At 73.3% G+C, this 13,377-nt stretch carries 15 protein-coding genes; 4 read left to right on the top strand and 11 right to left on the bottom strand.

The features are described from left to right. Nucleotides 1-3: 3 nt before the first annotated feature. The 3 genes from ETD85_RS63060 to ETD85_RS13655 form a co-directional block, all read right to left on the bottom strand. A complete protein-coding gene (locus ETD85_RS63060) occupies nt 4-2,937 on the bottom strand; it encodes an AfsR/SARP family transcriptional regulator (RefSeq protein ID WP_170246655.1) in 2,934 nt (977 codons plus the stop codon). A 137-nt stretch (nt 2,938-3,074) separates the two neighbouring features. Then, nucleotides 3,075-3,815, bottom strand: coding sequence for a hypothetical protein (locus ETD85_RS13650; protein WP_138690048.1), 741 nt, complete (start codon nt 3,813-3,815; stop codon nt 3,075-3,077). Nucleotides 3,816-3,859: 44 nt separating this feature from the next. Further along, nucleotides 3,860-5,023 (bottom strand): FAD-dependent oxidoreductase, encoded by a 1,164-nt coding sequence (locus tag ETD85_RS13655; RefSeq protein WP_240779136.1) that lies wholly within the window; start codon nt 5,021-5,023, stop codon nt 3,860-3,862. On the opposite strand from ETD85_RS13655, the gene ETD85_RS13660 reads away from it, so the two are divergent. The 3 genes from ETD85_RS13660 to ETD85_RS13670 are packed head-to-tail and all read left to right on the top strand — an operon-like array spanning nt 4,970 to nt 7,395. Further along, nucleotides 4,970-5,674, top strand: a complete 705-nt coding sequence (locus ETD85_RS13660) for a TetR/AcrR family transcriptional regulator (RefSeq protein ID WP_240779137.1) — start codon at nt 4,970-4,972, stop codon at nt 5,672-5,674. The two genes, ETD85_RS13655 and ETD85_RS13660, sit on opposite strands and share 54 nt — an antisense overlap. Nucleotides 5,675-5,710: 36 nt before the next feature. Next, nucleotides 5,711-6,709 (top strand): NAD-dependent epimerase/dehydratase family protein, encoded by a 999-nt coding sequence (locus ETD85_RS13665; protein ID WP_138690051.1) that lies wholly within the window; start codon nt 5,711-5,713, stop codon nt 6,707-6,709. Nucleotides 6,710-6,711: 2 nt separating this feature from the next. Then, nucleotides 6,712-7,395: a glycosyltransferase family 2 protein gene (locus tag ETD85_RS13670; RefSeq protein ID WP_138690052.1), complete on the top strand. Its 684-nt coding sequence runs from the start codon at nt 6,712-6,714 to the stop codon at nt 7,393-7,395. On the opposite strand, the gene ETD85_RS13675 is transcribed toward ETD85_RS13670, so the two are convergent. Continuing rightward, nucleotides 7,365-8,303, bottom strand: coding sequence for a beta-ketoacyl-ACP synthase III (locus tag ETD85_RS13675; protein ID WP_138690053.1), 939 nt, complete (start codon nt 8,301-8,303; stop codon nt 7,365-7,367). The genes ETD85_RS13670 and ETD85_RS13675 overlap by 31 nt on opposite strands. Before the next feature lie 66 nt (nt 8,304-8,369). On the opposite strand from ETD85_RS13675, the gene ETD85_RS13680 reads away from it, so the two are divergent. Further along, nucleotides 8,370-8,975 (top strand): TetR/AcrR family transcriptional regulator, encoded by a 606-nt coding sequence (locus ETD85_RS13680; protein WP_138690054.1) that lies wholly within the window; start codon nt 8,370-8,372, stop codon nt 8,973-8,975. A 56-nt stretch (nt 8,976-9,031) separates the two neighbouring features. Here ETD85_RS13680 and ETD85_RS13685 read toward each other — a convergent pair whose 3' ends face one another. The 7 genes from ETD85_RS13685 to ETD85_RS13715 all read right to left on the bottom strand — a co-directional run bounded on the left by ETD85_RS13685 (nt 9,032) and on the right by ETD85_RS13715 (nt 13,299). Beyond that, on the bottom strand, nt 9,032-9,244 hold the full coding sequence (locus ETD85_RS13685) for a hypothetical protein (RefSeq protein ID WP_138690055.1): 213 nt from the start codon (nt 9,242-9,244) through the stop codon (nt 9,032-9,034). A 37-nt stretch (nt 9,245-9,281) separates the two neighbouring features. Then, nucleotides 9,282-9,632 (bottom strand): nuclear transport factor 2 family protein, encoded by a 351-nt coding sequence (locus tag ETD85_RS13690; RefSeq protein ID WP_138690056.1) that lies wholly within the window; start codon nt 9,630-9,632, stop codon nt 9,282-9,284. Between the two features lie 6 nt (nt 9,633-9,638). After that, entirely contained in the window at nt 9,639-9,956 is a 318-nt protein-coding gene (locus tag ETD85_RS13695) for a DUF3140 domain-containing protein (protein WP_138690057.1), read from the bottom strand. A 68-nt stretch (nt 9,957-10,024) separates the two neighbouring features. Then, nucleotides 10,025-10,675, bottom strand: coding sequence for a winged helix-turn-helix transcriptional regulator (locus ETD85_RS13700; RefSeq protein WP_138690058.1), 651 nt, complete (start codon nt 10,673-10,675; stop codon nt 10,025-10,027). Between the two features lie 45 nt (nt 10,676-10,720). Then, on the bottom strand, nt 10,721-11,170 hold the full coding sequence (locus ETD85_RS13705; protein ID WP_138690059.1) for a YdeI/OmpD-associated family protein: 450 nt from the start codon (nt 11,168-11,170) through the stop codon (nt 10,721-10,723). Beyond that, nucleotides 11,167-11,961, bottom strand: coding sequence for an alpha/beta fold hydrolase (locus tag ETD85_RS13710; RefSeq protein ID WP_138690060.1), 795 nt, complete (start codon nt 11,959-11,961; stop codon nt 11,167-11,169). Before ETD85_RS13710 ends, ETD85_RS13705 begins: the two co-directional genes overlap by 4 nt. A gap of 324 nt (nt 11,962-12,285) precedes the next feature. Next, entirely contained in the window at nt 12,286-13,299 is a 1,014-nt protein-coding gene (locus ETD85_RS13715) for a LacI family DNA-binding transcriptional regulator (protein WP_138690061.1), read from the bottom strand. Nucleotides 13,300-13,377: the final 78 nt, after the last annotated feature.

Below are 13,377 nucleotides of genomic sequence, written 5' to 3' on the forward strand. Positions count from 1 at the left end.
CCGTCAGGCGGCCGTGACCGGGCCCAGCGCGTACGTCTCGGGGTCCGGCATCGCCGCGCCCCGCGCGAGCGCGGCGCGGTAGGCGTCCGGGCCCAGGGCGGCCAGGCACCGCCGCTCCAGCTCGCCGACGAAGGGGTCGGCGGACCCGGCGATCCCGCGCAACGCCCGTGCCGCGCCGACCAGCTCGGCCGCGACCACCGGCGCCAGATGCCCGGCCACGCCTTCGAGCACGGTCGCCCGCGCGGTCCGGTCGGAGCAGCCGGCCATCAGCTCCAGGGCCGCGCGCAGCGGCCCGCCCGGCTCGTCGCTCACCCGGGCCAGCTCGACGTTCATGAACGCCCTGAACTGGGCGGGCACGTCGATGTCGAACGCCAGCGCCGCCCCGAGCAGCCGCGCCGCCTCGACGGGGTCGCCGCTCCGCCGGGCCAGCTCGGCCTGCGCGTGCATGACCCGCGCGACCATCGTCTGGTCGTCGGAGCGCACGGCCGCCGCCCAGGCCTGCTCCAGCGCCTCGGCGGCCCCGGCGTGGTCGCCCGCCCGGCTCTTGAGCTGCCCCACCCGCAGCAGGAACGTCATGGGCCCCAGCGGGGTGTCGAGCCCGGACAGCTCGGCCGCGAGCCGCTCCGGCTCCTCGGCCAGCGCGACGGCGGCGCGGAAGTCCCCGCGGTTCTCCGCCACGAGGGAGAGCCAGTAGAGCCCCGCCCACTGCCCCCACCGGTCACCGGTGGCCCTGAACCCGGCCAGCGCCGGCTCCAGCAGGTCCTCGGCCCCCGCCACCGCGCCGTACTCGAACCTGACGATGCCCCCGACCAGCAACGCCGCCGACCTGGTCCAGAGATCGGGATGATCGCGCAGCCGCGCCACGCACCGCTCCGTCATCCGCACCACGTCGTCGGGCGGCCCGATCGAGCCGCCCAGGGCCCAGGCGTTGAGCGCGGCCGGATGGTCGGACTCGCGCAGCGCCTCGTTCGGCCCGGCGCCCAGGAGCACCTGGCAGAGCCCGTAGGCCAGCTCTCGCCCCGGCGGGGCCGTGTCGCCCACCCTGCGCAGCACCGAGGCGGCCTGCTCGCTCATCTCACGCTGACGGCCGCGCATGATCCAGGGCCAGATCCTGGGCAGGAGGGTCCTGAGCGGGTCGTCGGAGTGCCGCAGCGCCGCGTCCAGGTTGCCCTGCTCGGCGTCCAGCATCGCCAGCCAGGCGAGCTGCGCGCCGGTCCGCAGGTGCGGCTCGGCGGCCTCGGCCAGCTCGGTGTAGTAGCGGGCGTGCGCCTGGCGCAGGCCGGGGAGGTCGGCGGCGGCGTACTGCCTGATGGTCTCCAGCATCGCGTAGCGGTCGCCGGTGACCGAGATGAGGGACTTGTCCACCAGCGAGGAGAGCAGGTCGAGGTCGCCGCCGCACACCTGGGAGATGGCCGCGTACGTGGCCCCGCCCGAGAACACCGTCAGCCCGCGCAGCAGCTCGCGCTCGCGCTCGGACAGCAGGTTCCAGCTCCAGTCGATGACCGCGCGCAGCGTGCGGTGCCGTGGCTCCGACGTGCGCCCGCCGCGGAAGGCCAGCCGGTCGCCGAGCTGCTCGACCAGCACGGACACCGGCATCGTGCGCAACCGCGCGGCGGTCAGCTCGATGGCCAGCGGGATGCCGTCGAGCTCGCGGCAGATCCGCACCACCCGCTCCCGCTCCACCACCAGGTCGGGCGCGAGGTCCGGCCGGGCGGCGGTGGCCCGATCCGTGAAGAGCTCGGCCGCCGGGCCTTCGGGCAGCGGACGCACCGGGTGCAGGCTCTCGCCCGGTATGTCGAGCGGCTCCCTGCTGGTGGCGAGGATCCGCAGCCCGGGGATCTCGGACAGCAGCCACCGCGCCACCCGGGCGGCCTCCTCGATCACGTGCTCGCAGTTGTCCAGCACGATCAGCGGGGACGTGCCGCGCAGGGCGGTCACCAGGTCGGTCGCCCTGAGCGTGCTCTCCACCGCGGCCCGCACCTCGCCGTGGGTGGCGGAGGCCAGCTCGACCAGCCACACGCCGTCGGGCACGTCGAGCCCCGCGGCCACCTCGACCGCCAGCCGCGTCTTGCCCGCCCCGCCGAACCCGACCAGCGTCACCAGCCTGACCCCGCCGGGCCCGGTGGCGAGCAGGCCGCGGAGCCGCGAGATGTCCTCCGACCGGCCGACGAAGGTGGTCAGCCGGGCGGGCAGGTTCGTGCGCGGCGCCGGCTCCGTGTCCCGTAGTGCCGCCAGATGCGCTTCCCGCAGCTCGGGCCCGGGATCGACGCCCAGCTCCGCCACCAGCCCCGCCTTGACCCGCTCGAAGACCTCCAGCGCCTCGCCGCGCCGGCCCTGCGCGACCAGCGCCCGCATCAGCAGCGCGTGGAACTGCTCCCGCGACGGATGCGCCGCGGTCAGCTCCTCCAACTCGGCCACCAGCCCGGCCGGCGTGGCCGGTCCGGGCGCTCCGGGCGGCCCGGTGCGCCCGGTGTGCGGGCTCGCCTCGTGGGCGGCGAGGTCGGCCGCGATCCTGGTGGCCAGCGCGGTGAGCCTCAGCTCCGCCAGCCGCGCGGCGGGGGCGGCGGCGAAGGGCAGGTCGGCGGCGTCCGCCAGCGCCGGGCCGCGCCACAGCGCCAGGGCCCGGCGCACGTCACCGTCCCGCACCAGCCGCTCGAACGCCCACCCGTCCACGTCGCCCGGCGGCACGTCGAGCAGGTATCCGGCCGGATGCGACCCGATCACCCCGGGCGCCTCCCTGCGGGCCCTGGACACCAGCGACTGCAACGCGGCCATCGGATGGGCGGGCGGCTCGTCCGGCCAGAGGTCGTCGATCAGCCGATCTGCGGTCACCACGCGCCCGGGATCGAGGGCCAGGCGCACCAGCAGCGCCCGCACCCGGGCCCCGCCGATCGCGGCCCCGCTCACCTGCAGCGGCCCCAGAATCCCGACCCGCATCCACCCTCCACGATCGCGCGCCGCCTCCACAGTACGCACCTCGCGACCCCGGACCGCCATCGGAGCAGCCGCTCGCCGGGCACCCGGCCGCCCCGCTCACGGGCCGAGACGCTCCCGCAGCAGATCCACGGCCCCGCTCACGGTCCGAGACGCTCCCGCAGCAGATCCACGGGCAGGTGCGGCACCGCCGCCTCGCTGAACTCCGGCAGCCCGACCACCAGGCTCTCGTCCTCCGCGACCCGCAACCCCGCCCCCGCGCAGTAGCCCCTGACGAAGCGCGGCTCGAAGTTGTACAAGCTCCCCGTCCCGTAGTCGATCCGCACGCTCTCCAGCGCCGGCCGCGCGCTGGCCAGGCACGCGCCCATCGGCAGCCCCAGGTCGGTCGGGGAGGTCCTGGCATGGGCGTTGCCCGCGACGACGAGCATCGGCTCGGCGTGCACCTCCAGCAGCCGCCGTGCCATGTTCGCGTCCCGCTGCGACCAGTCCCCGGTGAACATCCCCCCGTCGAACAACGTGACCCGCACCCCCGCCATCGCCTTGAGCACCGCGAGGTGCCCGGCGGTCACCCGCCCGTCGCCGAGCCACCACAGCGCATGATCGAGCTCGCCGCCCCGGGTGAGGTAGAGGTCGAGCTGCGGCGCGAGGTCCTCCGGCCACTCCAGGGCCAGGCTCCCGAGCTCCAGCACGCGCATGAGGCCGAGGACGACCAGCGGATTCTCCCTGATCCCGTGCACCTCGCCGAGCAGCAGCAGCCCGGACTCGTCGATCGAGCGCCTGGCCCGTTCGAGCGCCGCCGCCGTCACGGTCAGCTCGAACCCGTCGGTATCGAACTCGGCCACGGCCCGCATCAGGCCGTCCATCGTGTCGATGCCTGGCATGCCTCCACACTGTGCGCGCGGATCCGCCCGCGCAACAGGCGCGGCTATGCGAACACCTTGGCCTTCAGTGCGGGAAAGCGCTGGACCAGGCGCAGGAAGGTCTTGAACCCCATCCGGGCCACCCTGCTGTCACCGACGAACTGCTCGGCCGCGCGCAGCGACCCGCGGACGGCGGCGAAGCCGTACTCGCGCATCTGCGCCTCGTAGCCGGCGATGGCCGCGACCGGGTCGCCGCCACTGGTGAGCGCGGCGCGGAGCAGGCGGGCGTCGCGCAGGGCGGTGTTCGCGCCGATGCCGCGCATCGGGGTCATGCTGTGGATGGCGTCGCCGAGCAGGGTGATGTTCGTGGCCGGCCAGGGCTCGATCGGGATCGAGGTACGGATCGGCAGCAGCGAGACGGTGTCGGGGTGCGACAGGTCGATCAGCGTGCGCAGGTCCGGATGCCAGGTTCTGATCATCTTCGCGACGGTGGCCTTGAGCTGGTCGCCGGACATTTCGGAAATGTCGGTTGGGAACCGTCCGCTCGCCGCGCCGAACGCCCAGAGCAGGTAGCTGCCGGTGTTGTCCATCAGCGCGCCCTCCTGCTCCGTCACCCCGATCCCGCGAGCCGCCGCCCCGCCGCTCGCGGCGGTCCCGAGCCCGGCACCGGCGCGGCTCCGGGCGGGGTCGCCGAGGTCGTGCGGCGCGGTGAACAGGCCCATGCCCCTGGGCGGGATGACGTTGTTCGGCCCGTCGACCAGCCGGGGTGCCAGCAGCCTCCTGGTCTCGTCCGTCAGCGGGAACTTGCCGGCCACCGTGACGACGCCCGTGTCCACCCGCTCGGCGTGCGGCAGGTACTGCTCGCGCACCCGCGAGTTCCCGCCGTCCGCGGCGACCACGATGTCGGCGCTCTCGCGCGTGCCGTCCGCGAACGACAGCTCCACCCGGCCGTCCGGCAGCAGCCGGTAGCTCTCGTACGTCTTGCCGAACCGTACGACGTCGTCGAGCCCCGACAGCAGCACTTGCCTGAGCGTGATGCGGCTGACCGAATGGTGGTCGCCGGCGGGGTCGGCCGCCTTGGGGGTCTCCAGCACCGCCAGCGTCCTGAGCCGCTCGGTGACGAAGCCGAAGTCCTGGCCGCCGTGCCCGGTCGTGTCGAGGAAGGACTGCCACAGGTGCGGCGGCAGGCAGTCGTGCAGCGCCCGGGCGCCGTCCGGGTCGATGTGCACCCGGTAGCCCTGCAGGCGGTCGGCGGGCGTGCGATCCCGCTGAGACGAGCACCGGAGGAGAGGCAGCGCGATCCCGAGCGTTCGAAGGCCCGCATCCTGCAGGCGGCGCTGGAGGAGTTCGCGGCGAAGGGGTTCGCCGGGGCGCGGGTCAGCGAGATCGCCGCCAGAGCCGGAGTCAACAAGCAGCTCATCTCTTACTATTTCGGCGGCAAGGAGGGCCTCTACCAGGCGCTGAACACGCGCTGGCAGGCCGAGGAGAGCGCCTTCGCCGACCGCTTGGCCACGCTCGGCGCGCTGGCCGCCGGCTACGTCCGGGCCAACTCCTCCCGGCGCGAATACGGCAGGCTGATGCTCTGGCAGGGCCTGACCGACGACGGCCCGCCCGACCCGGCCTTCGCCGAGGACGTCCGCCGCGACGTGGAGCTCCTGCGCCGGCGCCAGGAGGAGGGCGAGCTGCCCGCGGACCTCGACCCCGGCGCGGTGCTGGTGGCGCTGTTCGCCATGGCCGCGGCCGGCACCTCCTTCCCCCAGCTCGTCCGGGCCGTATGGGGCCAGGATCCGTCGTCGCCGGAGTTCGCCGAGCACTACGCGAGCCAGATCGAGAAGCTGCTGGGCTACCTGCGCCCGGAGGGAGGCGTTTCCGCTTCGTAAGGTCCGCGGGGCGCGGGCCGGTGTTGGATCGGCGGCATGCGCGTACTGCTCACCGGCTCGGCCGGCTTCGTCGGCGGCCACGTCGCGGAAGCGCTCGGCCAGGAGGCGCCCGGTCACGAGGTGATCGCCGCCGACCTGCGCACGGGCGTGGACGTGCGCGACCCTGCCGCACTCGACCGTATCCTGCCCGGCGTTGACGCCGTGATCCACCAGGCCGCCAAGGTCGGCCTCGGCGTCGACGTGGCCGACCTGCCGGGCTACGCCTCGGCCAACGTGTACGGCACGGCGACCCTGCTGGCCGCCATGGCCAGGCACGGCGTGCGCCGGCTGGTGCTGGCCTCCTCCATGGTCGTCTACGGCGAGGGCGCCTACGACTGCCCGCGCCACGACCGCGTCCGCCCCGGTCCGAGACGGGTGGAGGACCTGGCGCGGGGCGTGTTCGACCCCAGGTGCCCGCACTGCGACAGCGTCCTGTCCCCGTCGGTCATCGGCGAGGACGCCCCGCCCGACCCCCGCAACGCGTACGCCACCACCAAGCTGGCCCAGGAGCACCTGGCCGCCGGCTGGGCGCGCGAGACGTCCGGCACCGCCGTGGCCCTGCGCTACCACAACGTCTACGGTCCCCGGATGCCACGGGACACCCCCTACGCCGGGGTCGCGGCCATCTTCCTGTCGGCGCTGCGGTCCGGCCGGGCGCCGGCGGTCTTCGAGGACGGGGGACAGCGCCGCGACTTCGTCCACGTGCGCGACGTGGCCAGGGCCAACGTCCTGGCGCTGGGCGCGGGGACGGCCGGGGCGCTGAGGGCGTACAACATCGCCTGCGGGGTCCCGCGCACGGTGGGGGAGCTAGCGGCGGCGCTGGCGGCGCGGACGGGCGGGCCCGAGCCGGTGACGACGGGCGACTACCGGCTGGGCGACGTGCGCCACATCGTCGCCTCGCCCGCCAGAGCCGCGGCCGAGCTGGGCTTCACGGCCGCGATCGCCTTCGAGGACGGGCTCGAGGAGCTCGCCGCGCAGTTCGAGAGGAACGGTTGACCATGATCGATGTCGTGCTGCCCTGCCTGGACGAGGCCGGGGCGCTGCCCTGGGTGCTGACCCGGATGCCGGCCGGCTACCGGCCCATCGTGGTCGACAACGGCTCGGCCGACGGCTCGGACCGGGTGGCCGCCGCACACGGGGCGCTGGTCGTGCGCGAGCCGGTGCGCGGGTTCGGCGCGGCCTGCCACGCCGGGCTGCTGGCCGCCTCCAGCGCGGTCGTGTGCTTCATGGACGCCGACGCCTCGCTCGACCCCCGCCAGCTCCCGCTGGTCGCCGATCCCGTGCTCGCGGGGGAGTCGGACCTGGTGCTCGGGCGGCGGGTGCCGGCGGCGGCCGGAGCCTGGCCGGCCCACGCACGCCTGGCGAACGCCGTGCTCGCGCGCCGGCTGCGGCGCGGCGCCGGGCTCCCGCTGCGCGATCTCGGCCCGATGCGGGCGGGCCGCCGCGCCGCGCTGCTCGGCCTGGACCTGGCCGACCGCCGCTTCGGCTATCCGCTGGAGATGGTGCTGCGGGCCGCCGCCGCCGGATGGCGCGTCACCGAGACCGACGTGCGCTACCTGCCCCGCGCCGGGCGCTCCAAGGTCACCGGCACCGTACGCGGGACGCTGCGGGCCATCGCCGACATGCGGGCCGTGCTGGCCGCGCACGGCGGTCAAGGGCAGCGGACGACCATCCCCGCGTAGGACAGGTTGCCCCCGAACCCGAACAGCAGCATCGGCGCGCCCTTCCGCACCTCGCCCCGGTCGAGGAGCTTCGACAGCGCCAGCGGCACGCTCGCGGCCGAGGTGTTCCCCGACTCGACCACGTCACGCGCGATGATCGCGTTGACCGCGCCGAGCTTGGCGGCGATGGGCTCGATGATGCGCAGGTTCGCCTGGTGCAGGACCACCGCGGCCAGATCCTCGGGGCGGACGCCGCCGCGCTCGCACGCCTGACGGGCGATGGCGGGCAGCTGGGTGGTGGCCCACCGGTAGACGCTCTGCCCGTCCTGGGAGAAGCGCGCCGGGGTGCCCTCGATCCGTACGGCGCTGCCCAGTTCCGGCGCCGAACCCCACACGACAGGGCCGATCTCCGCCTCCGGGGCCGCGCTGAGCACGGCCGCCCCGGCCCCGTCGCCGGTCAGCACGCAGGTGGTCCGGTCGGTCCAGTCCGTGACGGCGCTCATCCTGTCGGCGCCCACGACCAGGGCGTTCGTGGCCGCGCCCGCGCGGATCGTGTGGTCGGCCAGGGCCAGGGCGTGCGTGAAACCGGAGCACGAGACGCCCACGTCCATCAGCGCCGCGCCGGGCACGCCGAGCCTGGCCGCGACGCGGGAGGCCACGTTGGGGGCGCGCTCGGTCTGCGTGCAGGTGGCGATCAGCAGCAGGTCGATGTCGGAGGCGTCCAGGCCGCTCGCGGCAAGGGCCTTGGCGGCGGCGTGCCCGGCCAGGTCCGCCACGCTCTCATCGGGCCCGGCCACATGCCTGGTACGGATGCCGACCCGCTTGCTGATCCACTCGTCGCTGGTGTCCACCATCGTCGCCAAGTCATCGTTCGTCAGAACTTTTGCAGGTTGGTAGTGCCCTGTCGCGACAAGTCGTGATCCGCTCATGGCGTCGCACTATAGCAAGCGAACGTTCGGACGCTAAAGGGGCCGGGCGGGCGCTAAAGTGACCGCATGAGCCCGCGCAAGTCCGCCGCCGAAGCCCTCGGCACCCGCTCCGCCATCCTCGACCGCTCGGTCGCGATCGCCTCGGCCGAGGGGCTCGAAGGGCTCACCATCGGCCGCCTCGCCGGCGAGCTGGGCATGAGCAAGTCGGGCGTGCTCGGGCACTTCGGCACCAAGGAGTCGCTGCAGCTCGCGGTGCTCGACCGGGCGGGGGAGATCTTCCGCGCCGAGGTCTGGGCGCACGCCGTGCCCGCCGCGCCCGGCCTGACCAGGCTCAGGGTGCTGTGCGAAGCGTGGGTCTCCTACCTCGAACGCGGGGTCTTCCCTGGCGGCTGCTTCTTCGTCGCGGCGGCGCACGAGTTCGACGGGCGGAAGGGGCCGGTGCGGGACGCGGTCGAGGCCCGGTTCGACGACTGGCGCGCGCGGCTGCGCAAGGAGGCGGGGCGCGCCGCGGACGCCGGCGACCTGCCGGCGGGGACCGATCCCGACCAGCTGGTGTTCGAGCTGCTGGGGCTGGTGATGGCGCTCAACCACGCCATCCAGCTCCATCGCGACACGCGGGCGCCGGCGCGCGCCCGCCACGCCATCCGATCCCGCCTCGGCGACGGTTCGTAGCTCGCCGGAGCCCGCGGGAGCCAGATCGGAGCAGACCCGCCGGAGCCCGCCGGTCTCTAGCTCGCGGCGAGACGGTCGAAGAGCTCCAGCGCCGCGTGCCGCACCTCTTCGGGAGAGAGCCCGTCAAGGGTGTTCCTGGCGTCGGTGATGTCACGCGTAGTGGCCAGCGTGATGGCCACGGACGAGGCGGCGGCGCGGTCGATCGATCCCGTCGGTGCGGCGTCGGCCAGCTGCTGGGCGCTCGCGGCGAGGTCGAGGTTGTCTCTCAACGGATCTCCTCGGGTGAAGACGGCTCGGCCCATTGCATCACTTTGCGTCGTGCCGCATCCACCATTCGGTGAATTCCCGGCATCTCCCGTCGGGCACGAACCGTATCACCCACAGGTTGCTGTATGTCTTGTCGGGATAGGTGGTGACGCCCTGAATGACGCTCACGTCATCGGTCACGGACACCGGGTGCCACTCGAACGTGGCTTCGCCCGGTTTGTCCTGCCGGCCGAGCCACTGGGAGACGATCTCGTCGCATCCTTGCCAGGGCGAGCTGTACGGCTCGGTGTAGTACACCGCGTTCTCGGTGAACAGGGCGGAGATGTCGTCGGGATCGTTGGAGTTCCACGCGCGTACGTAGCCCTCGATCCACGGTCGTGGCTCGACCATCGGTCTCTATCCTCTCAGCGGGTCATGACCCACGGACATGAGCTCATGCCGAGACTCGTCGTCCGTCCTGTCGCCCATCGTCTCCACGAGGTCCATGACCTGCCGCATCACCTCGACGTCCACCTTGGTGAGGTCGCCTTTACGCTTGCCGAGGATGTGCAGCACGGCCCGTCCCAGCTCGTCGATGCCCAGGTCCGGGTCGGGTGGGAAACCCTCCTCGTCGGAGGCGTCGGCGAGCAGGAATGCGCGCAGCTCCTCGGAGTTCATGTTGACCACCCGGTGGAACTCATCCCACAGCAGGTCGTTGTCGAAACCCTCCGTCATATCGCCCGCCTACCCCCGAGCCCTCTCGCTACGCCCCGCAAACCCCCAGGCCGGGGCAGCACTGGCCGCTATCCGTGGATCCGGAAGAACTCCGCGAAGCGCGCGAGCAGCCGTTCGTTCCCGGCGAGTTTCACCAGCCCGGCCTCGACGGCCCCGTCCGGCGTGATCTCGCCCGCCATGAGCGCCTTGACCACCCCGGGACCGCCCTCGATCGCCAGGTCGGCTCCCGGCAGCGTCCCTTCGGCCGCCAGCAGCATGCCGTCGTCCACCCAGGCGTGCACCACGACCTCGTCCACGCGCAACTCGAACCCCGCGCGGGCGCCCGCGGCGGCCTCCGGCTCGAAGGCGGAGCGCAGGGCCATGACCAGGGAGTCGGCGGTGACGATCTCGTCGGGCCGCGGCTCGCCCAGCGACTCGGCGCCCCATCGCCCGAGGGCGAGCACCACGTCCTCCAGGGCGTAGCCGTGCTCGGTCAGCTCGTAGACCACGGCCCCCGACGGCCGGGGCAGGACCCGCCGGCCGACCAGCCCGTTCCGCTCCAGCTCTCTCAGCCGGGCGGCGAGGATGTTCGTGGGGATCTTGGGCAGGCCGTTGCGCAGGTCGGTGTATCGCTTGGGGCTGACGAGGAGGTCGCGGACGATGAGCAGCGCCCACCTCTCGCCGACCATCTCCAGGGCTCGGGCGATCCCGCAGAACTGGCCGTAGGCCCGGTTGGTCATGGGCGCGAGCTTAGCTCCCCGCACTCTGCTTGCGAAAGGCAAGCGTCACTGGGCCACTCCGGCGGCCAGCTTGGCGACCGTGTCGGCCACCCGCCGCTGCCTGGTCTCGGGCTTCTTGGCCGCCTCGACCGCCAGCACCCAGCGCCGCCTGCGCGAGTAGGACAGGCTCTCGAAGAACGCCTTGGCCTCGGGAACGAGGTCGAGCGCGGCGGCCAGGTCGCCGGGCACCTCGATCTCGCGCGGCGCGGTGTCCAGCTCGACGTCCACCTCGACCGCGTCGCCCGCGGCCACCCCGGCACCCTCGCGGTTCTCGGCGCTCAGCGGCAGCATGAACCGGCCGCCCATGGGCGCCACGGTGCTGCGGTAGGTGTAGGAGCCGATGGTGACGGTCACGGCCGGCCGCTTGCCGCTGCCGAGCCCCTCGACCACCTCGGCGGGGACCTCGAAGCCCGTGGCGGTCTTGCCGCCCAGCTCGATCGTGCTGCGGAATCTCATCGGAAGAAGCCCTCCAGTACGGGCGCCAGCGCGGCCGGCTTGACGATGTGGGTCTGGCCTTCGAGCGTGCGGTGCTCGGCGTTGGGCAGCAGGCCGGCCAGCGACCTGGCCGCGTTGCGGATCCACGGCTGGCTCTTTCCGCCGTCCATGACCAGCGTGGGCGCCTTCACCGAGGACCAGTGGCCCTCCGGGTAGGGGACGCCCCGCTCGTACGGGGCCACCAGAGCCGCATCGTACGGCAGCGTGTGCGCCACGGCCTTGAGCGTGGACCAGGCGGGCATGAACCGCATCATGGCCACCACCGGGGCCGGCAGCCCGACGCCCCTGCGCATGAAGTAGCGCACCATGTCGGCACGGCGACCGGCGGCGGCCAGCTCGTCGAGCCTGGCCAGGTAGTCGGCGGGGATGGCCGGGCGGGTGTCGTCCACGATGAACGGCGGCTCGTACAGCGCCAGCCTCTCCACCGGCAGCCCGTTCTCCACCGCGGCCAGCGCGAGCGCGGCTCCCGACGACGTGCCGTACAGCCGCACCGGGCCGCCGGCCTCCGCCGCGATCGCGGCCAGGTCCTCGATCTCGCGCTCGGGAGTGGACGGCGGGGTCTCGCCGCTCTCGCCCCGCCCGCGCCGGTCGTAGGTGTAGACGGTGAAGTGCCCGGCCAGTGCCGTGGCCAGGTCGGTGTTGATGCTCTGCGCACGGAAGCTGAGCGCGCCGTCCACCAGGATCACCGCCGGGCCCTGGCCTGCGCGGGTGTAGGCGATCGACGTGCCGTCCGCGGATGTGACCTTGCTCATGGTTGCTCTCCGTTCCCTGTGTGGTTAGAGAGTAGGCTCCGACAAAAAAATTTGTCAAGGCTGGAACAGCGAAAGGAGGGCTCGTGTGCCCCATGAAGGTGGCCTGGGATGCTGATTCGCCAGAAAATGCAGTTTTTTCGGGTATGGAGGTACTCCGGCGGGCCCTTCCGCGCTCTTACATGCCGGGAGTCGCCTCGTGCGGGGGACGTCGAGGCGACTCCTGAAGCGTGCCGCGATGGAGGGGACGGCACGTGCCGGGGCCCCGGCGAGCGGTCTGCCAGCCGCCCGCCCACCGTCCCCGGCACGTGCCGGTGGCGCCGGGAGTCAGCCGAGATGCGCGGGGCCGGTGCTGCCGCGCGGCGTCAGGATGGCCGCCTGGTCCTCGAACGGCGGCACGCTCTCGCCGGAGATCAGGGCCAGCAGCCGCTGGGCGGCGTGCGCGCCGTAGGCCGGGATGTCGCGGGTGAGCGCGGTCAGCGGCGGCCGGACGACCTGGGCCAGCGGCGAGTCGTCCCAGGCCACGATGGACAGGTCGCGCGGCACCTCGACCCGCATCTCCTGGGCCACGGACAGGCCCGCCACGGCCATGATGTCGTTGTCGTAGACGATCGCCGTGGGCCGGTCGGGCGAGCTGAGCAGCCGCCTGGTGGCCCGGGCGCCCTCCTCGCCGGTGTAGTCGGTGTGCACGACGACGTGCTCGGCCACGCCCTCGCAGGCGGCGGCGAACGCCTGGTCGCGCACGGTCGTGTGGACCAGCTCGGGCAGCCCGGCCACCCGCGCGATGCGGCGGTGGCCGAGCGCCACCAGATAGCCGACGGTCTCGCGGACGGCCTCGCCGTCGTCGGACCAGATGGCCGAGAGCGTGCCCGACTCGGAGGGGTGACCGATGACCACGACCGGCATGCCGAGCCGCTCCAGCTCGGCCACGCGGGCGTCCGAATAGTGCAGGTCGACGAGGAAGACGCCGTCGATTCGGCTCTCGCCCCACCAGTGGCGGTAGACCTCGCTCTCCTGCTGGTGGCTGGTGACGACCTGGAGCAGCAGCCCGTAGGAGCGGTCGGCGAGCACGCCCTCGATGCCGCTGATCAGCTCCATGAAGAACGGCTCGACGCCGAGGATGCGCGCGGGCCGGCAGAGCGCGAGGCCGATGCAGTTGGCCCGGGCGCCGTTGAGCGCGCGCGCCGCGCTGTTGGGCCGCCAGCCGATCTCGTCGGCGATGGCGATGATCCTGGCCCGCGTCGCCTCCGACACTCCCGGCTGCCCGTTGAGCGCGTAGGAGACCGCCACCTTGGACACTCCCGCCCGGCTGGCGATGTCGGCGATCGTCGGTCGCTTCACGGACTCCCTCTCTGAACCGGATAACCATCCCTACTTTAGGACATGCCGGTCGGCTGTCGGCGGGTCCATCCGGTAACG

It is taken from the genome of Nonomuraea zeae (assembly GCF_005889725.1).
Taxonomy (GTDB): Bacteria; Actinomycetota; Actinomycetes; order Streptosporangiales; family Streptosporangiaceae; genus Nonomuraea; species Nonomuraea zeae.

Excerpts from the sequence above, each read along its gene's own strand:
- ETD85_RS13705 (WP_138690059.1), bottom strand. The coding sequence starts at position 11,170 with ATGAGATTCCGCAGCACGATCGAGCTGGGCGGCAAGACCGCCACGGGC.
- ETD85_RS13690 (WP_138690056.1), bottom strand. The coding sequence starts at position 9,632 with ATGGTCGAGCCACGACCGTGGATCGAGGGCTACGTACGCGCGTGGAAC.
- ETD85_RS13680 (WP_138690054.1), top strand. The coding sequence starts at position 8,370 with ATGAGCCCGCGCAAGTCCGCCGCCGAAGCCCTCGGCACCCGCTCCGCC.
- ETD85_RS13665 (WP_138690051.1), top strand. The coding sequence starts at position 5,711 with ATGCGCGTACTGCTCACCGGCTCGGCCGGCTTCGTCGGCGGCCACGTC.
- ETD85_RS13650 (WP_138690048.1), bottom strand. The coding sequence starts at position 3,815 with ATGCCAGGCATCGACACGATGGACGGCCTGATGCGGGCCGTGGCCGAG.
- ETD85_RS13700 (WP_138690058.1), bottom strand. The coding sequence starts at position 10,675 with ATGACCAACCGGGCCTACGGCCAGTTCTGCGGGATCGCCCGAGCCCTG.
- ETD85_RS63060 (WP_170246655.1), bottom strand. The coding sequence starts at position 2,937 with ATGCGGGTCGGGATTCTGGGGCCGCTGCAGGTGAGCGGGGCCGCGATC.
- ETD85_RS13675 (WP_138690053.1), bottom strand. The coding sequence starts at position 8,303 with ATGAGCGGATCACGACTTGTCGCGACAGGGCACTACCAACCTGCAAAA.
- ETD85_RS13670 (WP_138690052.1), top strand. The coding sequence starts at position 6,712 with ATGATCGATGTCGTGCTGCCCTGCCTGGACGAGGCCGGGGCGCTGCCC.
- ETD85_RS13695 (WP_138690057.1), bottom strand. The coding sequence starts at position 9,956 with ATGACGGAGGGTTTCGACAACGACCTGCTGTGGGATGAGTTCCACCGG.
- ETD85_RS13710 (WP_138690060.1), bottom strand. The coding sequence starts at position 11,961 with ATGAGCAAGGTCACATCCGCGGACGGCACGTCGATCGCCTACACCCGC.